This is a genomic window from Epibacterium sp. ABV4_022, from assembly GCF_056159345.1.
This window is the reverse complement of record NZ_JBSWVA010000001.1, coordinates 2,162,247-2,187,924: the sequence shown is the minus strand read 5'-3', so window position 1 is coordinate 2,187,924 and position 25,678 is coordinate 2,162,247. Positions and strand designations below refer to the sequence as shown.

The window sequence follows — 25,678 nt, the reverse complement described above, 5'->3', positions numbered from 1 at the left end:
CGGGTGACGGGGCGAATCCTCAGGTCACGACGGCATACATCTGATTGTGCAGCGCCGCCTTCAGCACCGCCTGCGCCGTGGTCTCCACGCAGAGGGATTCGCGCGCCAGCCGCAGATGTTTTTCGATGGTTGCAGGTGTCAGCCCCATCAGGATCGCGATGTCCTGCGTGGTCTTGCCATCGCCCACCCATTGCAGCACCTCGCGCTGCCGTTTGGTCAGCCCCCGATTGGGCGCATGATAGGGCAGGGTAAGGATCTTCAGATGCGCAACATTGTTCATCAGCAGGATGTCCTGCCCATGCGCCTCCCAGATTTCATCAACCGCATCCTGGGTCAGATCCCGCCGCGCGGTCAGGGCGATCGCGCCTTTGAACCGCTGCGTGGCCGAGTTGAAACTGATGGTGTAGCCGGCCTTCACGCCCATCCGCTGATTGAAGTCGTAAACGGCCTGGGTTTTGGGATCCAGCTGCCCGGCACGCGCCATGTCATGGGCGCGGCGCCAGCTGGCAAAGCCCTCGTTGGTGAGCGCCCAGTCCAGCATTGGCGCATCGGCATAGAGCCCCTCGGCAAGGAAGCCGTTGAGATACTCCGGGCTGTGATTGCTCAGGATCACAAAATCGTCCGGATCGCCGAGCGACGTCGCGGTCTTGAACAGTGTGTAGCCGTAGATCAGCCGGTCAAACCCGTAGCGGCCCATCTGGTTGACATGGGCATGCCACAGCTCCTCCATGGTCTTGAACTGGGTCAGACGGTGGAGATAGTCGCTCAGTGTCATGACACTTCCCGGCTGGCATGGTGCTGCAGCAAGGCGTCGATCGCCATCAGATAGCCAAAGGCGCCAAAGCCGCAGATCTGCCCCAGCGCCGCGCGCCCGATGTAGGAGGTATGGCGAAACGTCTCGCGCGCATGGATGTTGGATAGGTGAACTTCGACCGTGGGCACCTCGACAGAGTAGATGGCATCCATCAGCGCGATCGAACTGTGGGTATAGGCCCCGGCGTTCAGCACGATGCCGTCATATTTGCCCTTGGCCGCATGGATCTGGTCGAGCAGGTCCCCTTCGTGATTCGACTGGTAGCAGGCGACCTCCAGACCGGCTTGTTCCCCATGCTGGCGACAGGCATCTTCGACCATCGCCAACGTCTGTGACCCGTAGACCTCCGGCTGCCGGGTGCCCAGCAGGTTCAGGTTCGGGCCATTGAGGATCAATACGCTCTTCATCATCTGTCCTTTCTAGATCACGCCAGGGCGCTTGCCTGATCCGGAAGACAGGCCTGGCGTTCCGGCGGTGCGACACCACACATAGCCTGAGTTTTTCGGGGCGTCGCGGTGAAAAACCAGTCTCTTCCCCCAGTCATGCGCGCATTGTCGGTGAGGTCAAGATCAGTGCACTACGTGAAAAACAAATGCAGACCAAACATCTACCCGAGCCGGGGCCGGCCTCGGCGCGGGTCAGAGCGGGGCGTTGGCCTGCGCCAGAGCCTGCCTCCCGAGTGAAACAGCTACAATTGCGCACGTATTGCCTGAGGCTGGTAATAGATTGGCAAACCTCCCGTCAGAGACTCGCACCCGTGAACCGCAGGTGACGTGCGCCTGTGGTCCTGAGACATCACTGGGGGTGAATATGGCACAAGAGGAATGGCTCAACCGGCGGCCACATGGGGATGGCGTGGTGGAGTTGCAACTGGGCCATGCGCCTGAGAACCGGCTGACGGCCGCGTTCCTGCGCGACTTTCAGACCGAGATCATGGCCCTGTCCCGGGACGACAGCGTGCGCGCGCTGCTGCTGACAAGCCCGTTCAAGGATTTCTGCACCGGTTTGCCAGCAGGCGCAGAGCATCCCGACGCGGAACTGAACGCCGCCTTTCTGGCGCTCTACGCAAGCCCAAAGCCGGTGGTGACGGCCTGTGCCGGGCTCTGTTCCGGTGCCGGCATGTTCTTTGTTCTGGCCAGCGACATCCGGGTCGCCCACGCACGGGCCGGGTTCGAACTGTCGCAGGTCCAGCAAGGCCAGGGGTATTCGGCAGCGCTTATGGAAATTGCCCGTGCGTCCCTGGACACCAATACCCAGCGGCGCCTGATGCTGACCGGGCAACGCCTGGGTCCGATCGCCGCGCGCAATGCGCAGATCATCGAAATCATCGCCGATGATCTGGAGGATCTGCACGGCTATGCCCTGAAAGAGGCGCGCAAATGTGCAAGCTTGCCTCCGGCCACCTATGCGGAGATCAAGCGCGACCTGCGCCGGGACACCATCGCCCGGATCGAAACGTGTCTGGACGAGAGCATGTCGACACCGGCCACAGAGAAACGTCTTGTGGGCTAGCGGCCAGACCCAGCTGCGGAGGCGGCCGTGTCAGAAGGCACCCGCCAGCGCAACGGCGCGTCAGGATTACTGCCGCATGCCAACATCGGTACATTTTCGGGAAAGGGGTAAGTGGCGCACCTGATAGGATTCGAACCTATGGCCTCTGCCTTCGGAGGGCAGCGCTCTATCCAGCTGAGCTACAGGTGCGTCTGTCTGCGCGATATACGCGGCTGCTGTACCCTCTGCAATGGAAAAAACACCCGATCCGGCAATTCCTTGTGCTGAATTGGCGCGCGGCGTGGGGGCGGTGGAACCAGCGTTCGAAACGCAAATGGGCGCGCTGTGGCAGAACAGCGCGCAAACCAGATCGGGGACAGGCGACAGGCGTGTGTTAGCCGCGCCAGGTGCGGACGACGCCGCAGTCCATGTGAACGAAGTTCGAGCCGTAGTAGCGACCCACACCGCCAGCCTTGCAAGCCTGTGCGGCCTGCGCCATCTGACCAACCGAACGCGACGCGAGACGCAGATCTGCGGCCTGGCCCTTCATGTGCAAGGAGTTCTTGGCAACACCACGCGAGCGGCTGCGCAGCATCGCGTTGGTCTGCGGGCTGCGGTAACCGGACAACAACAGGTAGGGCTCGTTCACCTCCAGGAGGTTATGCGAGGCCGCCATGATGTCGATGGTGCGCAGATCCATGGACTTGACCTGATCGGTCCGCCAATCGCGCATGAAGTGGTTGATCTCCTTGACCGCATCTTTGATGTATTTGCCATCAATCCAGTAGACCATGTCGAGGCGTTCGCCTGTGCGACCGGAATACATGCGGATGCGGCGGATATCGCCACCTCCGCGGAGGAAGCCTGCTGCCTGGGAGTAGGTGGGGGCGGATGCGACGGTGGTTGCCGCAAATGCCTTCAAGAGTGCTCGACGGGTAAACCCGGTATTTTTTTCTGCCATTGTGATGAGCGTTGTCCCATACGCTTTTGTTTTCACACTGCCCGATATTTGTCGGGAATTTACGCGTTTTGATACGCACAGGCTGTATGGCACAGCGAGAATCGCCTGCCAAGACGGGATTGATCTGTGGCCGGAAAGCACCGGATTTTCGGCAAAATCCCGCGCAGAAGGGGAGGGGCGGGGCGTTTTTCCCCCTCCTGCCGGGGAACAAAACGCCGCTATTGCGGTTTACGGGCACCATTGCGGCCTCAACCACACGGCTGATGCAAATGTGAATGGACTTGCAAGGGGGTCGTTTACCTACAGTCGGTTAGGGTCTATCTGGAACCCTTGCGTTATATCTTGGAGTGTATTGAGAATGTCGCGGCCTTGCGCACCAAAACTTTCGTCCTTTCTCAAAGCGGGGCTGATGGCCTCCGCGTTGGCCGTGTCGCCCCTTTGGGGCAGTGTCTCCCAGGCCTCCACTGCCGGCTTCCGACAGGCGGTTGCGGAAATGGCGTGGGAAGATGCCGATGTCTCCGCGTTCTACCGCGAGAACGGCTTTGAACCGATCTGGACCGCCGACACTGAGGAGGCCCGGGCCCGACGTCAGGCCCTGATGCAGGCGCTGGACGAGGCCGCACAGCACGGTCTGCCCGACATGGCACCGCGCGTGGTCGAATTGACCGAACAGATGCGCGCCGTGCGCTCCACCCGCGATCTGGGCGCCGTCGAAGTTGCGCTGAGCCGCGCGCTTGTGGACTATGCCACCGACCTGCAGACCGGCCTGATCGATACGCCATCCCGCATTGACGACGGCATCGTTCGCAAGAAACACAAGATCGACATGACGGCGCTCCTGCGGGGGATCTCCGAACAGCGGCCGCATGCCTTCCTGCAAAGCCTGGTGCCCGCCTCGGCGCAATACCGGGCGCTGCTGCGCGAGAAACTGCGCCTCGAGGCGCTGCTGGCCGCGGGCGGCTGGGGCGCGTCGGTGCCTGTCCGCAAGATGGAGCCCGGCGACACCGGGGCAGGTGTTGTGGCGCTCCGGGACCGGCTGGTGTCGATGGGATACATGGATCCGACCGCCAGCGCCGCCTATGACTTTGATCTGGAGGACGCCGTGCGGCGGTTCCAGGCAGAGCACGGGCTGGAAGTGGATGGTATCGCCGGCGAGGGCACGCTGAAGGAGCTGAACCGCCCGGTCAGCGACCGGATCAAATCGGTGATGGTCGCGATGGAGCGTGAACGCTGGCTGACGCCGGAGCGCGGCGACCGCCACATCCTCGTCAACCAGACGGATTTCACTGCCAAGATCATCGACAATGGCGAGGTGACCTTTGTCACCCGCTCGGTGATTGGCCGCAACAGCTACGACCGCCGCTCGCCGGAGTTCTCCGACGAGATGGAACATATGGTCATCAACCCGAGCTGGTATGTGCCACGTTCGATCGTGACCAAGGAATATCTGCCGAAGCTGAAGAACAACCCGAACGCCCACAGCTATATCGAAATCACCGACAGCCGGGGCCGGGTGGTGAACCGCAACAATGTGGATTTCACCCAGTTCACCGCGCGCAGCTTTCCCTTTGCCATGCGTCAGCCGCCCAGCAGCCGCAACGCGCTGGGGCTGGTGAAGTTCATGTTCCCCAACAAGTACAACATCTATCTGCATGACACCCCGCAAAAGAGCCTGTTTGGGCGCGAGGTGCGCGCCTTTTCGCATGGCTGTATCCGGCTGCAGAAACCTTTCGAATTCGCCTATGCGCTGCTGGCGCGGCAAACCTCTGATCCGAAACAGTATTTCCACAGCATCCTGAACAGTGGCCGCGAAACCAAGGTGGAGCTTGAGCAGAACGTGCCGGTGCATATCATCTATCGCACCGCCTTTGTCTCCGAAGAGGGGCGCGCCGAATTCCGCCGCGACGTCTACGGGCGTGACGCAAAGATCTGGTCGGCACTGGAACAGGCAGGGGTGGCACTCCCCGGCGTTCAAGGCTAAGTCTCGGGCCAAGGATCCGGTTCAGGAGGGATGGCCCGATGTTCACCATTCGTGAAATTGCCAATGCACTTGGCGCTGAGGCGGCTGGTGCACTCGATCTGACGGTCACCCATGCGGCAGAGCCGCAGGACGCCAAACCGGATGCGCTCGCCATGGCCATGGCGCCGAAATATGCCGATGCGCTGGCGCTTGGAAGCGCCCGTGCCGCGCTGCTTTGGGACGGGGCCGATTGGCAGGGCATGGGGCTGGAGGCGGCGATCTTTGCCACCCGTCCACGCCTGGCGATGGGTGGCGTGACGCGAATGCTCGACCCGGGTCAGGGAGAACAGCCCGGCATCCACCCCTCGGCAGTGATTGATCCGACGGCACAGATCGGCGCCGATGTCAGCATCGGTCCGCTCTGCGTGGTGGGGCCGAATGCACGGATCGGCGAAGGATCGCTGCTTGGCGCGCATTGCTTCATCGGGGCCGATGTGACCATCGGCGCGCAGGCGCATCTGCGGGAAATGGTGTCGATCGGGGCGCGTGTGACCATCGGTGATCGGTTCCGCGCCCAGCCCGGCGCCCGGATCGCGTCGGATGGGTTCTCCTATGTCACCCCAGAGACTTCCGGCGTCGAAAACGCCCGCAAAACACTGGGAGACCAGGGCGAGACCGATGCGCAATCCTGGGTCCGCATACATTCGCTGGGTGCCGTAAGAATCGGAAATGACGTGGAAATCGGCGCCAACTGCACCATCGACAACGGCACCATCCGCGACACCGTGATCGGCAATGGCACCAAGCTCGACAACCAGGTACACATCGGACACAACTGCCGCATCGGCAATGATTGCCTGCTGTGCGGCCAGACCGGGCTGTCGGGGTCTGTCGACATCGGCAACAACGTGGTGCTTGGTGGCCAATGCGGTGTTGCCGACAATCTCTTTGTCGGCGACCGGGTCATCGCCGGGGGCGGCACCAAGATCCTGTCCAATGTTCCCGCGGGCCGCGTGATGATGGGCTACCCGGCGGTCAAGATGGACACGCACACCGAAATCTACAAGGCACAACGCCGCCTGCCGCGGCTGATGCGCGAACTGGACGCGCTGAAAAAGGCTGTTTTCAAATAGCAAAGCAGTCAGTAAACCTCTGCCAAACTTATCTTCCGCAGGAGCCCCTTCATGAGCACGCAGGACAAGGTCATTGCAATCATCGCGGAACAGGCGGTGCTGGACCCCTCGGATGTCACTCTCGACAGCACGCTGGAAGATCTCGGGATCGACAGCCTTGGCCTGGTTGAGAGCATCTTTGCGATCGAAGAGGAATTCGACATCACGATCCCCTTCAACGCCAATGAACCTGAACAGAGCGATTTCGATATTTCAAATGTTGCTGCCATCGTCACCGGCATCGACAAGCTGATCGCCGAAAAGGGCTGATCGCGCCGGACATGGCGGGACAAGAGGATTTGCGATGAAACGCGTTGTGATTACCGGCGCTGGAACCATTAATGCGCTGGGGCATTCCGTCGCCGAGACCCTGACCTCGATGCGCGAGGGGCGCTGTGGCATCGGCGAACTGGAGTTTCGCGACGTAGATCGTCTGGCCATCAAGATCGGCGGCCAAGTCCGTGATTTCGAAGCAGAAGGCCGGTTCAACCGCCAGCAGATGGTGCTCTATGACCGGTTCACCCAATTCACATTGGTGGCCGCGGGCCAGGCGATCCGGCAATCGGGGCTTGAGTTTACCGGCGACCTCGCCGCGCGCTCCGGTGTGGTGCTTGGAACTGCGGGCGGCGGCGTTTCGACCTGGGACGACAACTATCGGTCGGTCTACGAGGACGGCAAGAACCGCGTGCATCCCTTTGTGGTTCCTAAACTCATGAACAACGCGGCCGCCAGCCACGTGTCGATGGAGTATAACCTGAAGGGGCCGAGCTTTACGGTCTCCACCGCCTGCGCCTCCTCCAATCACGCCATGGCCCAGGCGTTTCAGATGGTGCGCAGCGGCATGAGCCCGGCGATGATCACCGGCGGGTCCGAATCCATGCTGTGCTTTGGCGGCGTCAAAGCCTGGGAAGGGTTGCGGGTCATGTCCAAGGACGCCTGCCGCCCCTTCAGCGCCAATCGCAACGGCATGGTCCAGGGCGAAGGTGCCGGGATCTTTGTGTTCGAGGAATATGAACACGCCCGCGCCCGCGGGGCGGAGATCCTCTGCGAGATCGCGGGCTATGCCATGAGTTCCGATGCCGCCGACATTGTCATGCCCAGCAAGCAGGGCGCGGCGCGCGCAATCTCCGGTGCGCTGCGGGATGCACGGATCAACGCCGATGAGGTTGGCTATATCAACGCCCATGGCACCGGCACCGCCGCCAATGACAAGACCGAATGCGCCGCCGTTGCGGACGTGTTTGGGCCGCATGCCGATAACCTTATGATTTCGTCGACAAAATCAATGCACGGGCATCTGATTGGCGGCACCGGCGCGGTGGAGCTTCTGGCATGTATCATGGCGTTGCGGGATGGCGTGGTCGCGCCGACCATCGGCTACGAGGAGCCGGATCCCGAATGCGCCCTGGACGTGGTTCCAAATGAGGCGCGCGAAGCCAAGGTTGATGTGGCGTTGTCGAACGCCTTTGCATTTGGCGGGCTGAACGCGGTGCTTGCGCTGAAACGCGTCTGAGCCATCAGAAAACACCCCCAAAGAAAAACGCCCGCCTGATGCGTCAGGCGGGCGCTTTCACAGTCAGACTATGCGCGGTTACTGCTTGACCACGTCCACGGCGTTGAAGCCGGCGGTAAAGCCGTTCAGCGACATCGGCACCGACACCGTGGTATCCGGCGAAGGCGCCGGGCGCAGGCTGAAGATCGCCTCGTTGCCCTGTTTGAACGCGTTGATGTCTGCTTCGGTCAGGCCGATCTGCGCCACGCAGCCGGCGGAATTGCAGAACGAGAAGTTGTAGCGCTTGCCGGGGGCGCCGTCGACCGAGACCGTCAGGCCGGCCGGCAGCAGCGTTTCCAGCGGCGCAATCACCGTGGCACCCGCAACCGCGAGACCGCCACCGGACTGATCGATGCGGAACAGCGAAACCTCGGCCACCGGGCCGCCTTCCTCATCCAGCAGCACCTGGAGCAGCGAGCAGGGGTCTTCGCCCGAGTCGGTGCGCACACAGGCGAGGTCCCAATCTCCGAATTTCTCTTTCGAATAGCGCTGCCCCACCCGAAGCGCCGCATCCGCGGGCGTGCCCAGATCCAGCAGCTGGTCCGCAGTGGCTGCGGGCGCCTCTGCATCTTGCTCTGCGGTGTCCGCAGTCTGATCGGCTGTGTCCTGATCCGTCGTCTCTTGCGCTACCAGCGGCGAGGCCGCGAGGAGAAGTGCAAGAGAGACCGAGCTGAGGGATTTCAACATGAATGCCTCTTCTGTTTGAAACTGTCTTCGCCATGTAACATGACCACCTGCATGTGTCAGGGGAATAACGCCCGTTTCGCTTGCAAATACCTGAAATCCGCCGATGTTCGCGCGCGGCGTGGGGCGCGCGGGGCAACGACGCGCCCCCAAACGCGACAGAATGACGAAAAAGGGGGCCGAAGCCCCCTTTTACGTACACATCTCCCCGTCGGACTGGCCGACTTAGTTATTAATCAGAACGTTACGAGCGAAATCCTCATCGGTCAACATGCAATGAGAAAAAAATCGCGTATCTTCGCCAGCGCGCCATTTTGCGCTTTTATTGCGAAAGCCCTGTGACAGGGGTGGCGATTTCAGGAAGATCAACTGGAGGCCCGCCAATAGCGCTGATCGGGCGAACTGGCTGTCGCGAGGCGCCCCGCAAAAAAATGGCCGTGCACTAAGGCACGGCCAGTCTGACAGGGAGGAAATGTCCGTCAGTTCAACCGCATTCGAACCAACGGGCAAGTTCACGCTGGCACATAAAGGTTAACATTGTATTTTTGTTCCATAACCGGCTTTAGGAGTTCTGACCGAATGCCAAAGGAATTGTTTATTGGAGGGGGCGGTGCAGACTATGGCGACGCGCAGCACCTGCAACTTCGTTACGCCAATCGGCACGGGTTGATCGCCGGGGCCACCGGCACCGGGAAAACCGTTACACTTCAAATTCTTGCAGAGAGTTTCTCAAACCAGGGCGTGCCCGTCATCCTGGCCGATGTCAAAGGCGATCTGTCGGGACTGGCCAAAGCCGGCAGCGCATCGGCGGAGCTGCACGACGCGTTTGTTAAAAGAGCGCAAAAAATTGGATTTACCGCGTTTGACTATCACGACGTGCCCGTGACCTTTTGGGATCTGTTCGGGCAGCAGGGTCATCCGGCGCGCACGACGATCGCCGAAATGGGCCCGCTGCTGCTGGGGCGGCTGCTGGAACTGAGCGACGCGCAGGAGGGCATCCTGAATATCGCCTTTCGCCTCGCCGATGAACAGGGTCTGCCACTGCTGGATCTGAAGGATCTGCAAGCCCTGCTGGTCTGGGTCGGGGAAAACCGGGACGCGCTGTCGCTGCGCTACGGCAATGTCTCCACCGCCTCGATCGGCGCGATCCAGCGGCGGTTGCTTGTGCTGGAAAACCAGGGTGGTGCCGACATGTTTGGCGAACCGGCGCTGGACCTCAAGGACCTGATGCGCCGGGACGACACCGGCCGCGGCATGGTCAATATCCTCGCCGCTGACAAGCTGATGGCGGCGCCGAAGCTCTATGCCACCTTCCTGCTGTGGCTGCTGAGCGAATTGTTCGAAACCCTGCCGGAGGTGGGCGATCCGGACAAACCGGAGCTGGTGTTTTTCTTCGACGAAGCACATCTGCTGTTTGAAGACGCGCCCAAGGCGCTGGTCGACAAGGTGGAGCAGGTGGCGCGGCTGATCCGCTCCAAGGGGGTCGGGGTCTATTTCGTGACCCAATCGCCGGATGACATTCCCGAAGATATCCTCGGGCAGCTCGGCAACCGAATTCAGCATGCGTTGCGGGCCTTTACCGCGCGCGACCGCAAGAAGCTGAAACTGGCCGCCGAGACCTATCGCGAAAACCCGCGGTTCTCGACCGAGGATGCCATCCGCGATGTTGGCGTTGGCGAGGCGGTCACCTCGCTGCTGGAGAAAAAGGCGGTGCCGGGAATCGTTGAGCGCACGCTGATCCGCCCGCCCTCCAGCCAGTTGGGGCCAATCACACCGGCGGAACGGGCAGAGGTTCTGCGCCAATCCCCCATGTCGGGGAAATATGACGCCCCGGTTGATCGAAACTCGGCCTATGAAATCCTGATGGCGCGCGCCAGTACCGCTGCAACAGAGGCCGCCGATGCAGAAGACCAGGCCGAGCATGCGCCCGATCCAATGGTGCGGGAGTTCAATGCAGCGCGGCGCTACAGCGGCAGCCGGGTGGGGCGGTCCTCTGCCCGCCGGATCGGGGGCGCCGACACGATCGCCTCTGCCATGTCGGAGGCGGTCATCAAGGAGTTGAAGAGCACAACCGGCCGCCGCATCGTGCGCGGCATTCTGGGCGGATTGTTCAAGGGACGCTGAGACACTGCCATCCCCGAAGAAAAACGCCGCCCCGATGAGGCGGCGTTTATTGTTACTTTTCAGGGATCAAGCCGCGTGGGCTAAACCTCAGCACCAGGAGCAGAACCAGCCCCATGGTAAACAGACGCATATGCGCCGCGCTCTCCAGCAGATGCGCGCGCAGGCCGCTGTCCTCCGCCATGCCGGCGGTGACAACTTCGATCAGCAGCACGCCGAGGGGTTCAACCTTGATCCAGAGGAACCACACCAGCAGCCCGCCCAGCACCGCGCCGAAATTGTTGCCGGAGCCACCCACGATCACCATCACCCAGATCAGGAAGGTGAACCGCAGCGGGTTGTAGGTCCCGGGGGTCAGCTGACTGTCGAGCGTGGTCATCATCGCACCGGCCACACCGCAGATGGCAGAGCCGAGGATGAAGATCTGCAAATGACGCCGGGTGACATGTTTGCCCATGGCATTTGCGGCCGTCTCATTGTCGCGGATCGCGCGCATCATCCGGCCCCACGGGCTCTTGAGCGCCATCTGCGCCATCCACAACAGCACCAGCAGCACCACGGTGAACAGCAGCGCATAGCCCAGCTTGACGTAAAGCGTGGAGGCGGTGGTGGCGTCAAAGCCCCAGGACGCCGCCCGTTCGACAAAGGCGGGATCGTTTTGCAGATCGACCTCATAAGGCAGCGGCCGGGGCAGGCCGACCACGTTCTTGACGCCCCGCGACAGCCAATCCTCGTTCTTGAGCACCGCAAGGATGATCTCGGCAATGCCGAGGGTGGCGATCGCCAGATAGTCCGAGCGCAACCCCAGCGCGGTCTTGCCGATCACCCAGGCCGCGCCCGCAGCCAGGAGCCCGCCAACCGGCCAGGCCAGAAGCACCGGCAGTCCGAGGCCACCGATATTGCCCTCCAGCGCGGGATTGATGTCCTCGATCGCCTCGACACCCGGGTCAAGCATGGCCCGGTAGAGGACAAATCCCAGGATGAGAATGGCCAGCATCGCCACCGTCCGCACCCGCCCCGCCGGCAGTTTCTGATAGGCGACGATGGTGGCGGCAATGGTCGCCGCACCGAGGATCAATGCAACCACGATCCGCTGACCGCCAGCCTCCCAGGCCCCCGGCGTTGCCGGCATCGAGGTCAGCACCACGGCCAGACCACCAAGCGCGGTGAAGCCCATGATGCCGACGTTGAACAGCCCGGCAAAACCCCATTGCAGGTTTACACCAAGCGCCATGATCGCTGAGATCAGACCCATGTTGAGAATGGTCAGCGACGAATTCCACGACCCGGAGAACACGCCTGCGGCGGTGGTGGTTCCTTCGAGCACCAGCAGCACGCCAACGGCAACAAACAGAAGCGTATGTTTCATCGTATCGTTCATACCGCTTTCCCCTTGAAGATGCCGGTGGGTTTGAACAGGAGCACGATCACCAGGATCGCGAAGGACACCGCGAATTTGTAGTCGGTGCTCAGCAGCTGCGCGAGCCCGTCAGGCTCCAGGCTTTCCGGCAGGACATAGCCTGCAACCTTTTTCCAGGCGTAGGTGATCATCACCTCGCTCATAGCGATGACAAAACCGCCGGCGATCGCGCCCAGCGGATTGCCAAGCCCCCCGACGATCGCAGCCGCAAAGATGGGCAGCAACAGCTGGAAATAGGTGAACGGTTTGAAGGACTTATCAAGACCGTAAAGCGTACCGGCAATGGTGGCCAGCGCTGCCACGATCAGCCAGGTGATCATCACCACGCGCTCCGGGTTGATGCCGGACAACAGCGCCAGATCCTCATTGTCGGAATAGGCGCGCATGGATTTGCCGGTGCGGGTCTTGTTCAGGAACCAGAACAACAGCGCCACAACGATTATCGCGGTCACCAGGGTGATCCCCTGCGAGGTCTTGATCGCAAGCCCTTCATCGAGGCCGGTCATCTGCTTGAACGTGCGGGCCTTGATGATGAAACGCTCGCCATCCGAGAACCGCTGATCGCCGGGGCCGATGATGAAACGCACCAGGCCGTTCATCATGAACATCACGCCAAGCGAGACCATCACGAACACCACAGGTTTTGCCTTCTGCTGGCGATAGAAGCGGAACACGGCACGGTCGGTGCCGACCACAAGCGCCATGGTGATGGCGATGCCAAAGGGCAGGGCCAGCAAGGCCGTCGGCAGCGGACCTGCGGAGATCCCCATCGACTGGAACCACCAGGTGAAGAGGATCGTCACCATGGTGCCAAAGGCCATGGTATCGCCATGGGCAAAATTCGAGAACCGCAGGATGCCGTAGATCAGCGTCACGCCAAGCGCGCCTAGCGCCAGCTGGCTGCCATAGGCGATGCCGGGAACAAGCACGAAGTTTGAAAGCGCCACGAAGGCGTTGAGGAAATCCATCTCTTAGCCTCCCAGAAACGATTGGCGCACTTCGTCATCGGCAAGCAGCTCCTTGCCGGTGCCGGTATGTGCATTGCGGCCCTGAACCAGGACATAGCCTTTGTCCGCGATTTCAAGCGCTTGCTTGGCGTTCTGCTCCACCATCAGGATCGGCAGCCCGGTGCGGGCGACCTCGATAATGCGGTCGAACAGCTCATCCATGACGATGGGCGAGACACCCGCGGTGGGTTCGTCCAGCATCAGCACCTTGGGCTTGGTCATCAGCGCGCGGCCCACGGCCACCTGCTGACGCTGACCGCCCGACAGCTCTCCGGCGGCCTGAAACCGCTTTTCCTTCAGGATCGGGAACAGGTGATAGACCTGCTCCATCGTGTCGGAGAAATCATCGGTGCGGATGAACGCCCCCATCTCGAGGTTTTCCTCCACCGTCATCGAGGTGAAGATATTGCTGGTCTGCGGCACAAAGCCCATGCCCTTGACCACCCGGTCCTGCGGGCTGAGGCTGGTGATGTCTTCCCCCCCCAGGCGCACCGCACCGGAGCGCACGCTCAGCATTCCGAACACGGCCTTCATGGCGGTGGATTTACCGGCGCCATTGGGGCCGACGATCACGGCAATTTCGCCGGGGTTCACGGCGATGGTGCAGTCATGCAGGATGTCCGGCCCCTTGCCGTAGCCCCCCGTCATGCTGTCACCAATCAGAAAGGGTTCGCTCATGCGTCCGCCCCTTGCAATTTGTCTTTGTTTTTCAGACCGGTCCCCAGGTATGCTTCGATCACGTGCTCATTGGCCTTGATCTCGTCCAGGGTGCCTTCGGCCAGTTTCTTGCCCTCGGCCATGACGATCACCGGGTCACACAGACGGCCGATGAATTCCATGTCATGTTCGATCACCACGAAGGTGTAGCCGCGCTCCTCGTTGAGGCGCTTGATGGCGTCGGCGATGGTATAGAGCAGCGTCCGGTTCACGCCCGCGCCCACCTCATCGAGGAACACGATCTTGGCGTCGACCATCATGGTACGGCCCAGCTCCAAGAGCTTTTTCTGACCGCCCGAGATTTCGCCCGCCTTCAGGTCCGCGATATGGCCGATGGTGAGGAACTCCAGCACCTCATCCGCCTTGGCACGCAGGGCGCGTTCCTCTTCGGCGATGCGCTTGCGGCCGAACCAGGTGTTCCACAGCGTCTCTCCCGATTGATTGCCCGGAACCATCATCAGGTTCTCGCGGCAGGTCATCGAGGAGAACTCATGCGCGATCTGGAAGGTGCGCAGCAATCCCTTGTGGAACAGCTCATGCGGTGGCAGGCCCGTGATGTCCTCACCATCCATCAGGACGCGGCCTGACGTAGGTGGAAGAACACCCGCCACAACGTTGAAAAGAGTGGTTTTTCCCGCACCGTTTGGTCCGATCAAACCGGTAATGGAGCCCTTGGCGATTTCCAGCGAAGCGCCGTCCACCGCGTGGAACCCGCCGAAGTGCTTGTGCAAATCCTCGACGACGATCATGTCATTTCATCCCCTGCCGCATGTTTTTGCGGCCCCTTTTAATTTGGAACAGCCCGGGGCGCTTGTGGCTCCCGGGCTGATCAGATGTCGATGTCAGTTCGTGAAACGGATCAGCGGAACTTTACCGTCACGTTCTTGCCGTCCTGAACTTCGATCTCGCGGTAGGAGCCTGCGCTCTCGCCCGGTCCGATCAGTTCAACGCCGGTGGCGCCCTCATAATCGATGTCACCGCCATTGGCGAGGATTTCGAGCGCCTTGCCCAGATCGCCGGGGTTGATCTTTTCACCGGGGGCGTTGGCAACTTCCATCACCTTGGCGCCGTATTCAGCCGGATCAACGGATCCTGCCGCCTGCATCGCCAGCATGAAAAGTGCAGCCGCATCATAGCTTTCCGCGGAATAGGCGGAGGTGCCGTCAAAGCCCGCGTCAGAAGCCATCTTGGCGTAGATTTCCGCGCCCTCGCTGTCGGAGCCGGCGATCTGGCCGAAAGAGCCGTCAAGGTCCGATCCAACGTTGGTGGGCAGCGAATCGCCGATCATGCCACCGGGCAGGCCGAAGGTGTCAAAGGCACCGGTGTCGAGCGCACCCTGGATGATGCCCAGACCGCCCTGGTCGAGGTAACCGGCCACCACGAGGATGTCGCCACCGGCCGAGGCCAGCGCCGCAACTTCGGCGGAATAGTCGCCCTTGCCGTCTTCATGCGCGGTCACGATGGTGACTTCGCCGCCAACTTCCTCAAAGGAGGACTGGATGGCATCGGCGAGACCCTTGCCGTAGTCGTTGTTGGTATAGGTCAGCGCGATGGAGTCGATGTCGCGATCCTGCAGGATCGCTGCCATCACCTGGCCTTCGCGCGCATCGGAGGGCGCGGTGCGGAAGAACAGGCCGTTGTCCTCCATGGTGGACAGGCCCGGCGAGGTCGCGGAGGGCGAAATCAGCACCATGCCGTTTGGAATCGCGACGTTCTGCAGGATCGCGCCGGTCACGCCGGAGCAGTCGCCACCGATGATGCCATGCGCGCCGTCGGCCAGCAGTTTTTCGCCATTGGCGGTGGCCAGACCGTTGTCGATACAACCGGTGTCGGCACGCATCGGGGTCACCTTGGCGGCATCCAGCAGCTTGCCGGAGTCGGTCACCTCGGCCATGGCCAGTTCAGCGCCCGCGCCCATGGCCGGAGCCAGGGATTCGATCGGACCGGTAAAGCCCAGCAGGACGCCCAGTTTGACTTCCTTCGCGTGGCCATCTGCAAACGCGGTGCCTGCGCTCAGCGCAATGGCCGCAGACGCGGTCAGCAGTTTTTTCATTTGAAAACTCCCTTGTTGGAACAATGTTGTTCGTCAGGAACCCTATGCAAGCCCCGCGGGAAAGGGAAGAGTGTTCAGCATTGCTTTTTGTGACACGGCGATGTGGGCGCTAACACCCCTCCCCAGAAGGAGAAAGCCGATGATATACCGCCTCGCCCTGATCTTCTGCCTCAGCCTCGGCTCCGCGCTTTCAACCCCGCCAGAGGCCGCTGCGATGGACAGCAACCAGGGGCAACTGACCGTGGAAAAGATGGTCGACGGGCTGGATGTGCCCTGGGGGTTCACGTTCCTGGATGATGACGCGCTGCTGGTGACCGAACGGGACGGTCGCCTGTGGTACGTGAAAGAGGGCCGCAAACAGACGGTGAGCGGTGTGCCGACGGTCGCTGCCGACGGGCAGGGCGGCTTGCTTGATGTGGTGGCCGCGCGGGATTTCGACCAGAGTCGGCGGATTTATCTCACCTACGCAAAACCCCAGGGCAGAGGCGCCGGCACCGCGGTTGCCCGGGCGACATTGTCCCCGGACAATCGCCAGCTCACAGATGTTGCGGTCATTTTCGAAGCAAAACCCGGCGCGCGCGGCGGTCGACACTTTGGCGCGCGGCTGGTCGAAGCGCGCGATGGCAGCCTGTTTGTATCGCTCGGCGAACGCGGCGACCGACCCAGTGCCCAGGACCTGGGCCGCGAGCAGGGCTCGGTGATCCGCATCCTGCCGGATGGCCGCATCCCGGGCGACAACCCCTTTGTCAGCGTGCAGGAGGCGCGCCCCGCGATCTGGTCTTATGGCCACCGCAACCCGCAGGGGCTGGCCATGGATGCACAGGGGCGGCTGTGGGGCGTGGAGCATGGCGCCAAGGGCGGTGACGAGGTCAACCTGATCGAGAAGGGCACCAACTACGGCTGGCCGGTGATCTCTTATGGGACGCATTACTCGGGACGCAAGATCGGTGAGGGCACGCAGACCCCGGGCATGGCGCAGCCCGAATGGTACTGGGATCCCTCGATCGCGCCGTCCGGTCTGATGATCTACTCCGGGAAACTGTGGCCAGAATGGCAAGACGACCTGTTCGTCGGATCGTTGAAGTTTGACTATATATCAAGGCTGTCCGGCACGCCGTTAAAGGAGGTCGAGCAGCTGAAGTCGCCACAGACGGGGCGGGTCCGGGACCTGCGAGAGGCCCCGGATGGCAGCATCTGGTTTGCATCGGAATATGATGGCGCGCTCTACCGGCTGCGCCCGCAGTGATCGTCAGGTGATCTGCCGCGCGCCTTTGCTGCCACGCTCGCGATAGGGCGTGGTGTCGTAATGCGCGCGGTAGCATTTGGAGAAATGCGACGGCGAGGCAAAGCCGCAGGCCAGCGCCACGTTGATCACGCTCATGTCGGTCTGCATCAGCAGGTTGCGCGCCTTCTGGAGGCGCAGCTCCATGTAGTACCGCTTGGGGCTGCGGTTCAGATAGCGGCGGAACAGCCGCTCTAGCTGACGGGTCGACATGCCGACATCCTCTGCCAGGATCGACGGGCTGATCGGTTCCTCGATGTTCTTTTCCATCATCTGGATCACCATCGACAATTTCGGATGGCGCACCCCGATCCGCGTCGGGATCGACAGGCGCTGGGTGTCCTGATCGGTGCGGATGGAGGAATAGATCAGCTGATCCGCCACCATATTGGCCAGCTCCTCGCCATGATCCTCGGCGATGATCTTCAGCATCAGGTCGATCGACGACGTGCCGCCCGCAGTGGACATGCGATTGCCGTCGATGACAAAGACCGATTTGGTCAGATCGACCTCTTCGAACTCTTCGGCAAAACTGTCGGAATTCTCCCAGTGGATGGTGGCGCGTTTGCCATCCAGCAACCCGGCCTTTGCCAGCGTGTAGGACGCGGTGCAGAGCCCGCCAATGGTCAGACCCTTGCGCGATTCCCGCCGCAGCCAGGACAATACGCGTTTGGTCGTGGCTTTCTGCACCTCGATCCCACCGCAGAGCATGATGGTGTCATCGCGCTGCAATTCATTGAGATCACTGTCCACCTGGAACACAGTCCCGGCGGAGCAGGTCACCGTGTCGCCGCCCTCACCAAGAAGCCGCCAGGAATAGAGTTCCTGACCGGCCATGCGATTGGCGATCCGCAGCGATTCCATCGCGGCAGAGAAACACAGAAGCGTGAACTGGTCCAAAAGGACAAACGTAAACCGGCGGTGTTTGCCACCCGAGGTCAGCTCAGGGAGCGTCTCTGGTTTTGTTTGCATGGCTCGGGTCCTTACAAATCGGGTCTTTTCGACAGGTGCTGGGAAAGCCGCGCGACGCAGCGTCGCGAATTCAAAAACCCTGCTCACAGGATAGCAGCCGGGTCAAGATGTTGAAATTCTAAACTGGCCACTGTTAGCGCTCTTCTGTATACGCTTCTTTCGTAATACCGGGTTCCAAAGTCATTTTCGGAGTATAGGCCATGAGCAATTGGCAAAAAACGAACTGGCGCAGCAAACCGCGGGTCCAGATGCCGGAGTATACGGATCAGGATGCGCTGCATGCCGTCGAAGCGCAGCTGGGGAAATATCCGCCGCTGGTTTTTGCCGGCGAAGCGCGCCGTCTGAAAGCCCAGTTGGGCGCCGCCGGTCGCGGCGAGGCCTTTCTCCTGCAAGGGGGCGATTGCGCCGAAAGCTTTGAGCAATTCAGCGCCGATGGCATCCGCGACACCTTCAAGGTGATGCTCCAGATGGCAATGGTGCTGACCTACGGTGCCAAGGTCCCGGTGGTCAAAGTGGGGCGCATGGCCGGTCAATTCGCCAAGCCGCGCTCCGCACCGACCGAGACTGTGGATGGCGTCGAACTGCCCAGCTATCGAGGTGACATCATCAACGAGCTGGCGTTCACGCCCGACGCCCGGATTCCCGACCCCAAGAAAATGCTTCAGGCCTATACCCAGGCGGCGGCAACCCTGAACCTGATCCGGGCCTTCTCGACCGGTGGTTACGCCGATGTGCATCAGGTCCACGCCTGGACCCTGGGCTTTACCGAAGGTGAAAAGGCCGAGGCTTATCGTGACATGGCCAACCGGATCACCGATACGCTCGACTTCATGAAAGCGGCGGGCGTCACCAAGGACACCGCGCATACCCTGCAAACGGTGGAATTCTATACCAGCCACGAGGGACTGCTGCTGGAATACGAAGAGGCGCTGACGCGGATGGATTCGACCTCCGGCAAATGGCTTGCCGGGTCGGGTCACATGATCTGGATCGGCGACCGCACCCGGCAGCCGGATGGCGCACATGTGGAGTTCTGCCGCGGGGTGCTGAACCCGATCGGCCTCAAGTGCGGCCCCACCACCACCGCCGAGGATCTCAAGGTCCTGATGCAGAAGCTCAATCCGGACAACGAAGAGGGCAAGCTGACCCTGATCGCACGTTTCGGCGCGGGCAAGGCGGGCGAACATCTGCCGCGTCTGGTCAAGGCGGTGAAGGAAGAGGGGGCCAATGTCACCTGGGTCTGTGACCCGATGCATGGCAACACCATCAAATCCGCCACTGGCTACAAGACCCGACCCTTCGATTCGGTGCTGCGCGAGGTGCGCGACTTCTTTGGTGTGCATCAGGCCGAGGGCACGGTGCCCGGCGGCGTCCACTTCGAGATGACCGGCCAGGATGTGACCGAATGCACAGGAGGCGTGCGGGATGTGACCGAGGAAGACCTCAGCGATCGTTACCACACCGCCTGTGATCCGCGCCTGAATGCGGATCAATCGCTGGAGCTGGCCTTTTTGGTGGCCGAGGAACTGTCGCGCCTGCGCGATCCGGGGGAGACCCGCGCGGTCATCTGACCCGACGCCTTCCGGCATCCCGGGACATGCAACCAGAGACACGGCGGCCCGCATCATGTGCGGGCCGTTTTTCTGTGCTGCACCCGGTTGCGCCGGAACGCGGCAAAAAAGAACGCCCGGGGCGTTCTGCGCCCGGGCGTCAATGCTTCAACGTCTATGTCCAGTAGGTTGAAACTTAAGCAACTTCGTCGATATTTCGACTAGAATTTTAACGATCAGTCCCGCGAAACCACAAGACGCAGGTGCGGCGCGTCTTTCTTGAGCTTGCCACCGCGCGGCGGGCGCGACACCAGTTTCTCCGCATCGGTCGTGGCAACGGTTTCCAGCGTCGCGGGTCCCTTGCGGCCAGCGTCCTCCTGACCCATTGGGCGGGTGGCTTTCAGCACATCGCTGTTCTCGCGGCGCGCCCGATCCAGCAGGGAGCGCGCTTCTTCCATCAGGCTGGTGGATTTGCGCTCAAATTCCGGGCGGGGTTCAGCAAACCCGTCGGTCTCCGACGGTGTCTTTGCCGACAGGTCGCGGCGCGGCAGATCTTCGAGCCCCGGTGCGGTGACGCGCGGCGTCGCCTTGAACGCGGGGCTGGCTGTCGCGGCGTCGGACTTGCCGATCTTGCGAATTTCGTAATCCTCGACCAGGAAGCGCTGCGAGACCCGGCTTGCCCCACCATCGGAAACCAGAACGCCCAGCGCGCGGCTGACATCGCCCAGATCGCTGCGCAGGGGCAGCAGGATCATGCGTGCGGTACGGCTGCCGCGCAGGCGGGTCGCTTCGGTCTTGAGGTCGAATTCAAGGATCGACGGATCGTCGAACATATGTTCCAGCGCAGCGCTCAGGGTCTTGCGGGCATCGGCGGTGAAGAAGGCGGTCAGAGGCATGCCCCGCACTTCCATTCCGGCCAGTTCGTTGACCTTCTGCCCGGCCAGGCGAAAGCGGGCGATCCCCGGTGCGACGCGCTCCAGAATGAAGGTCTGGCTGAGGATGTTCTCCAGGCCACGCGGATCAACCTGCGAACGGCTGGGAATGTCATCGCCACGGCGCAGAGCGGTCCAATAGGCCTCGGCCTGACGCAGAGGCGACACGTTCGAGCGTGTGCGAAAGCGATCCATTGCTACCACCTTGTTCAACCCCGTCTTGTTGTCTGCGCCGTCTTGACCGCGAAAAATCATTTTCTTGTCCTCTGCATCCGGTTCCAGCATCGAAACTTGGCGGGAGGCCCATGCCCAAGTGTTAACGCCGAAGTGGTTACCCTGGAGTTAACATGACACAATCTGAATAAAGTTTGGACCAATAGTTTAAGCAATGGTTAACACTTTCGGATAGGCGACCTCTGCCTTGGCAGTGTCGCGCGATACGCCTGACCATTGACCCCGCCCTGTGCCCCTGTATGCAGGATACAGGAGGGTCGCAGATGACATTGCATTCGATGACGGGATTTGCCTCCGGGCAGGGCGCAGAGGGCGCATATACATGGGTCTGGGAAATCAGATCGGTCAATGCCAAGGGGCTGGACGTGCGCGCACGGGTGCCGGATTGGCTGGAAGGTCTTGAAAACGAGATAAAAACCCGCGCCTCCAAAAAACTGGGCCGGGGCAATGTGACCGTTGGTCTGCGCCTCAGCCGTGCGGAGGATGGCAAGGGGCAGATGCAGATCAACACGGCTGCGATGGAGACCATGCTGGCCGCCATTGCCGCGACGCAGGCGCAGGCCGCGCAGGTCGGATTGCAGCTCGCGCCGGTGCGCGCCACCGATATCCTTCAGATGCGCGGCGTGCTGGAACAGGCCACCGCCGAGCAGGATTCCGAACAGCTGGTGCAGCGGCTCCTATCCGAATTCGACTCACTTCTGGCCGACTTTGTTAACATGCGTGCGGCCGAGGGCGCCGCTTTGCTGGCTGTGTTGACGAGTCAGATCGACCGGATCGATGCCTTGCGCAAGGAGGCCGCCCAGCGCGCCGATGACCGTCAGGCGCAGATCGCAGAAACGCTCAAGAGCAATCTTGCCCGTGTCCTGTCCAACAGCGAGGCCGCGGACCCTGATCGCGTCGCGCAGGAACTGGCGCTGATCGCGGTGAAGGCCGACGTCACCGAAGAGCTCGACCGGCTTGCGGCGCATGTGGCCGCCGCACGCAAACTGATCGGGCAGGGTGGTCCGGTGGGGCGCAAGCTCGACTTTCTGATGCAGGAATTCAACCGCGAGGCCAACACGCTTTGTTCAAAGGCACAGAACGCGGCCTTGACCGAGGTGGGATTGGAACTCAAAACCGTGATCGACCAGATGCGCGAGCAGGTTCAAAACATAGAATAAGGAGAGCACCCTCATTATGGCACACTCAAAAGCACAGCGACGGGGCCTTCTCATTATCCTGTCTTCTCCCTCCGGCGCGGGGAAATCGACATTGGCCAAGCGGCTGCGGGCCTGGGACAGCGACATCAGCTTTTCGGTATCGGCCACAACACGGCAGCCGCGCCCCGGCGAGGTCGACGGGCAGGATTATCACTTTGTGTCGGTGGATTCGTTCAAGCATGACGTGGCCCATGGTGAGATGCTGGAACATGCCCATGTGTTCGGCAATTTCTACGGTTCCCCCAAGGGGCCGGTGCAAACAGCCATCAACGAGGGCCGCGATGTGCTGTTCGACATTGACTGGCAGGGCGCGCAGCAGATCACCAATTCGGATCTCGGCAAACACACGCTGTCGATCTTCTTGTTGCCACCCTCCATCACCGAACTGCGTCGCCGCCTGGAAAGCCGGGGGCAGGATGATGCCGAGACCATCCAGCGCCGCATGCAAAAGAGCTGGGACGAGATCTCGCACTGGGGCTCCTACGATCATGTGCTGATCAACGAGGACCTTGATGAGACCGAAGAGGCGCTGAAGACGATCATCACGGCCACCCGCCTGCGCCGCATTCAACAGCCTGCACTGATCGAACATGCCCGCACACTGCAACAGGAATTCGAGGATCTGTCATGAGCATCTACGCGCTTGGCGAACACCGCCCGCACATCCACGCCGATACATGGGTGGCTCCAGACGCCAACCTGATTGGCAAAGTGGTGCTGGAAGAGGGGGCCTCGGTCTGGTTTGGCGTCACCATCCGCGCCGATCACGAGGAAATCCGCATCGGGCGTGGCTCCAACGTGCAGGAAAACGTGGTCATGCATATCGACGCGGGCTATCCGCTGACCATCGGCGAGAACTGCACCATTGGCCATAAGGTCATGCTGCATGGCTGCACCATTGGCGAGAACTCCCTGATCGGGATGGGGGCGACCATCCTGAACGGCGCCAAGATCGGTAAGAACTGTCTGATCGGGGCGGGCGCGCTGATTACGGAGAACAAGGAAATTCCTGATAATTCTCTCGTCATGGGCGCACCGGGTAAGGTGGTGCGCGAGGTTGACGAAGCACTCGCCGCAAAGCTGACCGCCAGCGCCGTGCACTATCAGGAAAACATGCGCCGTTTCAAAGCGGAGCTGAAGGAGATTTGACCGTGAAGAATTCCCGCCCCTCTGTTATGCGCCCACATGGTCTGCCCGACAGTGCCAGCCATCCTGTGGTGACTCCGCTCAGCCCCTCGGTGGTCTATGCGTCCGAAACCCCGGATGCGCTGGACGATCAATATGAGGGCCGCGTGCATGGCTATACCTATTCCCGTGAGGGGCATCCCAACGCCGATGTAATTGCGCGTCGGCTTGATGACATGGAGGGCGCAACTGGGGGCGTTGTCACCGGCTCCGGTATGGCGGCAGTCTCTGCCATGCTCATGGGGCTGTTGCAGACAGGCGATCATGTCATCGGTGGCGATCAGCTTTATGGGCGTTCGCTGCGGCTGATGAAGGAAGATTTGCCGCGTCTTGGTATCAACACGTCTCTGGCCAATCCCGGCGACGTCGATGCAATCCGCGCCGCGATCCGCCCAGAGACCAAGCTCATTCTGGTGGAGGCGGTGTCGAACCCGACGCTTGCGGTGGCGGACATTGACGGGATCGCCGCGCTGTGCCGGGACCACGGCATTCTGCTGGCGGTGGACAACACCTTTACCACGCCTCGCGCGTTCAAACCGTTTGAGCATGGCGCAGATATTGTCATCCACTCCGTCACCAAACTGCTCGCGGGCCACTCTGACGTGATGCTGGGCTATGTGGTGGCCAAGGACCCCGCGCTCAATGACCGGATGCGGGTGTTTTCCATCACCACCGGCATGACGCCGAGCCCGTTTGATTGTTGGTTGGCAGAACGGGGGCTGCTGTCCTTTGATCTGCGTTTTGACCGCGCCGAAGCCACGGCAGCACGTCTGGCGGATCACATTGCAGGGCTGCCGGGGGTGAAGCGCGTCATTTACCCGACGCGCCAGGACCACCCGGACCATGCCCGCGCACAGGCGCTGCTGAAGGGCAGGGGCTGCAATATGGTGAGTTTTGAGCTGGATGGCGGGCGCGAGGCGGCCAATGCGTTTACCCGTGGGGCCGAAGGGCTGTCCTTTGCGCCGACGCTCGGGGATGTGGGCACCACGCTCTCGCACCCTGCTTCCTCGTCACACCGCGCCCTTACCCCGGAAAATCGCGCAGCACTCGGCCTGCACGAGGGGTTCTTTCGCGTATCGGTCGGGCTGGAAGACCCGGACACGCTTTGCGCGATCTTTGAGGCCGCAATCAACTCTGCCATGTCATAGTTACATTCGCCCCCTAGGAAGGCCGTCACGACGCAAGGATGAGGCAAAAAATCATGTCGCAAGAGCTGATCGACGGGCTGCTGGCCGCGTTTCCGATGCCTGCCGTTCTGATCGATCAGACCGAACGTTTGATCGCGGCCAATGTCGAAGGCGCAACCCTGCTTGGCCCGCAGGTGATCGGGCGCCATTTTGCCACCATCCTGCGGCAACCCAATGTGACCTCGGCGATCGAATCCTGCCTGCTTGATCGCCAGCCACGCACCGCGCGCCACCTGTCCAATGATGGCGCGCAGGACACCACCTTTGAGGTCACCCTGCGCTATGTGCCGGGGGTGGGCGCGGTCAAGGGCGGCGCGGTGCTGTTGTGTTTCGACGACATCACCGACCGGGAGCAGGCCAGCCAGATGCGGCGCGATTTTGTCGCCAACGTCAGCCACGAGCTGCGCACGCCGCTGACGGCGCTGATGGGGTTCATCGAGACCCTGCGCGGGGCCGCGCGGGATGATGCCGATGCGCGCGACCGGTTCCTCAATATCATGGAGGGTGAAGCCAGCCGCATGAATCGCCTGGTGGGGGACCTGCTGTCGCTGAACCGGGTGGAAAGCGAGGAACGCATCCGCCCGAAAGAGCGGATCGATCTGGTCAGCTATCTGAACTCCACTATCAAATCGCTTGGCCCGCTGGCGGAATCCGGCGGCACCGCACTGACGCTTGATGCGCCGGATGTGCCGGTGGAGATCCCCGCCGATCCCGATCAGATTCAGCAGGTGTTCACCAACCTGATCGAGAATGCGCTGAAATACGGGGGCGAGACGGTCACCGTCTCCCTCAGCGCGCTGGACCGCGATCCGGCCCTGCGTTGCCCGGCCGTGCGGGTGCAGGTGACGGATGATGGCCCCGGCATCGATCCGGTGCATCTGCCGCGCCTCACCGAACGGTTCTACCGCGCCGACAACCACCGGTCGCGGGAGCTGGGCGGCACCGGCCTCGGGCTGGCGATCGTCAAGCATATCATCAACCGGCACCGGGGACGGCTGCGGGTGGAAAGCGACCTCGGCAAGGGCGCAACCTTCACGGTGATCCTGCCGCGATAAGCGCTGCGCGACCCGAAAACCTGCATTCTGTGACAACATGTTAACGGCTGGCACCTGCGGAAACCCCGCTCGTGCCGGCCTTGAACCATGTGAAACCGCCCGTCTTGCGAACTGTTTCAGTTTTTTTCTC

At 61.6% G+C, this 25,678-nt stretch carries 24 protein-coding genes and 1 tRNA gene; 13 read left to right on the top strand and 12 right to left on the bottom strand.

Features of this window, described 5'->3' with window-relative positions; translation table 11 throughout:
* Positions 1-19: 19 nt before the first annotated feature.
* Entirely contained in the window at positions 20-775 is a 756-nt protein-coding gene (locus ACXAF5_RS10305; protein ID WP_239320143.1) for an autoinducer binding domain-containing protein, read from the bottom strand.
* Positions 772-1,221, bottom strand: a complete 450-nt coding sequence (gene aroQ, locus ACXAF5_RS10300) for a type II 3-dehydroquinate dehydratase (protein ID WP_239359793.1) — start codon at positions 1,219-1,221, stop codon at positions 772-774. The genes ACXAF5_RS10305 and aroQ overlap by 4 nt, the downstream gene beginning before the upstream one ends.
* Positions 1,222-1,624: 403 nt before the next feature.
* On the opposite strand from aroQ, the gene ACXAF5_RS10295 reads away from it, so the two are divergent.
* A complete protein-coding gene (locus ACXAF5_RS10295; RefSeq protein ID WP_474946514.1) occupies positions 1,625-2,326 on the top strand; it encodes an enoyl-CoA hydratase/isomerase family protein in 702 nt (233 codons plus the stop codon).
* Positions 2,327-2,438: 112 nt separating this feature from the next.
* Here the strand turns inward: ACXAF5_RS10295 and ACXAF5_RS10290 are convergent.
* Both ACXAF5_RS10290 and mepK read right to left on the bottom strand, forming a co-directional pair.
* Positions 2,439-2,515: transfer RNA gene (locus ACXAF5_RS10290), tRNA-Arg, on the bottom strand.
* 184 nt (positions 2,516-2,699) lie between these two features.
* Positions 2,700-3,266 carry a peptidoglycan L,D-endopeptidase MepK gene (mepK, locus tag ACXAF5_RS10285; protein ID WP_239320152.1) on the bottom strand — a complete coding sequence of 189 codons (567 nt, stop codon included), beginning with the start codon at positions 3,264-3,266 and terminating at the stop codon, positions 2,700-2,702.
* Between the two features lie 358 nt (positions 3,267-3,624).
* Between mepK and ACXAF5_RS10280 the strand changes: the two genes are divergently transcribed.
* The 4 genes from ACXAF5_RS10280 to ACXAF5_RS10265 are packed head-to-tail and all read left to right on the top strand — an operon-like array spanning position 3,625 to position 7,911.
* A complete protein-coding gene (locus ACXAF5_RS10280) occupies positions 3,625-5,247 on the top strand; it encodes a L,D-transpeptidase family protein (protein ID WP_474946513.1) in 1,623 nt (540 codons plus the stop codon).
* Between the two features lie 38 nt (positions 5,248-5,285).
* Positions 5,286-6,359 carry a UDP-3-O-(3-hydroxymyristoyl)glucosamine N-acyltransferase gene (gene lpxD, locus ACXAF5_RS10275; protein WP_474946512.1) on the top strand — a complete coding sequence of 358 codons (1,074 nt, stop codon included), beginning with the start codon at positions 5,286-5,288 and terminating at the stop codon, positions 6,357-6,359.
* A 51-nt stretch (positions 6,360-6,410) separates the two neighbouring features.
* Positions 6,411-6,668 carry an acyl carrier protein gene (locus tag ACXAF5_RS10270; RefSeq protein ID WP_239320161.1) on the top strand — a complete coding sequence of 86 codons (258 nt, stop codon included), beginning with the start codon at positions 6,411-6,413 and terminating at the stop codon, positions 6,666-6,668.
* 34 nt (positions 6,669-6,702) lie between these two features.
* A complete protein-coding gene (locus ACXAF5_RS10265; RefSeq protein ID WP_239320162.1) occupies positions 6,703-7,911 on the top strand; it encodes a beta-ketoacyl-[acyl-carrier-protein] synthase family protein in 1,209 nt (402 codons plus the stop codon).
* Positions 7,912-7,989: 78 nt separating this feature from the next.
* Here ACXAF5_RS10265 and ACXAF5_RS10260 read toward each other — a convergent pair whose 3' ends face one another.
* Complete coding sequence (locus tag ACXAF5_RS10260; RefSeq protein WP_474946511.1) at positions 7,990-8,637, bottom strand: invasion associated locus B family protein; 648 nt, start codon at positions 8,635-8,637, stop codon at positions 7,990-7,992.
* Between the two features lie 576 nt (positions 8,638-9,213).
* Here ACXAF5_RS10260 and ACXAF5_RS10255 point away from each other — a divergent pair.
* Complete coding sequence (locus ACXAF5_RS10255) at positions 9,214-10,758, top strand: helicase HerA-like domain-containing protein (RefSeq protein ID WP_474946510.1); 1,545 nt, start codon at positions 9,214-9,216, stop codon at positions 10,756-10,758.
* Positions 10,759-10,810: 52 nt separating this feature from the next.
* On the opposite strand, the gene ACXAF5_RS10250 is transcribed toward ACXAF5_RS10255, so the two are convergent.
* The 5 genes from ACXAF5_RS10250 to ACXAF5_RS10230 all read right to left on the bottom strand — a co-directional run bounded on the left by ACXAF5_RS10250 (position 10,811) and on the right by ACXAF5_RS10230 (position 15,952).
* The gene (locus tag ACXAF5_RS10250) at positions 10,811-12,136 is read right to left on the bottom strand and encodes a branched-chain amino acid ABC transporter permease (protein ID WP_474946509.1); all 1,326 of its coding nucleotides are present in this window, start codon (positions 12,134-12,136) and stop codon (positions 10,811-10,813) included.
* On the bottom strand, positions 12,133-13,143 hold the full coding sequence (locus tag ACXAF5_RS10245; protein ID WP_239320169.1) for a branched-chain amino acid ABC transporter permease: 1,011 nt from the start codon (positions 13,141-13,143) through the stop codon (positions 12,133-12,135). The genes ACXAF5_RS10250 and ACXAF5_RS10245 overlap by 4 nt, the downstream gene beginning before the upstream one ends.
* 3 nt (positions 13,144-13,146) lie before the next feature.
* Positions 13,147-13,860, bottom strand: coding sequence for an ABC transporter ATP-binding protein (locus tag ACXAF5_RS10240; RefSeq protein ID WP_239320170.1), 714 nt, complete (start codon positions 13,858-13,860; stop codon positions 13,147-13,149).
* The gene (locus ACXAF5_RS10235; protein WP_239320172.1) at positions 13,857-14,648 is read right to left on the bottom strand and encodes an ABC transporter ATP-binding protein; all 792 of its coding nucleotides are present in this window, start codon (positions 14,646-14,648) and stop codon (positions 13,857-13,859) included. Before ACXAF5_RS10235 ends, ACXAF5_RS10240 begins: the two co-directional genes overlap by 4 nt.
* A gap of 110 nt (positions 14,649-14,758) precedes the next feature.
* Complete coding sequence (locus ACXAF5_RS10230) at positions 14,759-15,952, bottom strand: ABC transporter substrate-binding protein (RefSeq protein WP_239320175.1); 1,194 nt, start codon at positions 15,950-15,952, stop codon at positions 14,759-14,761.
* Positions 15,953-16,091: 139 nt separating this feature from the next.
* Here ACXAF5_RS10230 and ACXAF5_RS10225 point away from each other — a divergent pair, with 139 nt between their 5' ends.
* Positions 16,092-17,198: a PQQ-dependent sugar dehydrogenase gene (locus ACXAF5_RS10225; RefSeq protein ID WP_474946508.1), complete on the top strand. Its 1,107-nt coding sequence runs from the start codon at positions 16,092-16,094 to the stop codon at positions 17,196-17,198.
* Positions 17,199-17,201: 3 nt separating this feature from the next.
* Here ACXAF5_RS10225 and ACXAF5_RS10220 read toward each other — a convergent pair whose 3' ends face one another.
* A complete protein-coding gene (locus ACXAF5_RS10220; RefSeq protein WP_474946507.1) occupies positions 17,202-18,206 on the bottom strand; it encodes a GlxA family transcriptional regulator in 1,005 nt (334 codons plus the stop codon).
* Between the two features lie 200 nt (positions 18,207-18,406).
* On the opposite strand from ACXAF5_RS10220, the gene ACXAF5_RS10215 reads away from it, so the two are divergent.
* A complete protein-coding gene (locus tag ACXAF5_RS10215; protein WP_239320181.1) occupies positions 18,407-19,777 on the top strand; it encodes a class II 3-deoxy-7-phosphoheptulonate synthase in 1,371 nt (456 codons plus the stop codon).
* Between the two features lie 215 nt (positions 19,778-19,992).
* Here ACXAF5_RS10215 and ACXAF5_RS10210 read toward each other — a convergent pair whose 3' ends face one another.
* On the bottom strand, positions 19,993-20,943 hold the full coding sequence (locus ACXAF5_RS10210; protein ID WP_474946506.1) for a PAS domain-containing protein: 951 nt from the start codon (positions 20,941-20,943) through the stop codon (positions 19,993-19,995).
* A gap of 242 nt (positions 20,944-21,185) precedes the next feature.
* Here ACXAF5_RS10210 and ACXAF5_RS10205 point away from each other — a divergent pair, with 242 nt between their 5' ends.
* The 5 genes from ACXAF5_RS10205 to ACXAF5_RS10185 are packed head-to-tail and all read left to right on the top strand — an operon-like array spanning position 21,186 to position 25,548.
* Entirely contained in the window at positions 21,186-22,082 is an 897-nt protein-coding gene (locus ACXAF5_RS10205) for a YicC/YloC family endoribonuclease (protein WP_474946505.1), read from the top strand.
* 16 nt (positions 22,083-22,098) lie between these two features.
* Entirely contained in the window at positions 22,099-22,752 is a 654-nt protein-coding gene (gene gmk, locus ACXAF5_RS10200) for a guanylate kinase (RefSeq protein ID WP_474946504.1), read from the top strand.
* Entirely contained in the window at positions 22,749-23,270 is a 522-nt protein-coding gene (locus ACXAF5_RS10195; protein WP_474946503.1) for a gamma carbonic anhydrase family protein, read from the top strand. The genes gmk and ACXAF5_RS10195 overlap by 4 nt, the downstream gene beginning before the upstream one ends.
* A gap of 26 nt (positions 23,271-23,296) precedes the next feature.
* Positions 23,297-24,454 carry a trans-sulfuration enzyme family protein gene (locus tag ACXAF5_RS10190; RefSeq protein ID WP_474947825.1) on the top strand — a complete coding sequence of 386 codons (1,158 nt, stop codon included), beginning with the start codon at positions 23,297-23,299 and terminating at the stop codon, positions 24,452-24,454.
* Positions 24,455-24,507: 53 nt separating this feature from the next.
* On the top strand, positions 24,508-25,548 hold the full coding sequence (locus ACXAF5_RS10185) for a sensor histidine kinase (RefSeq protein WP_474946502.1): 1,041 nt from the start codon (positions 24,508-24,510) through the stop codon (positions 25,546-25,548).
* Positions 25,549-25,678 lie beyond the last annotated feature (130 nt).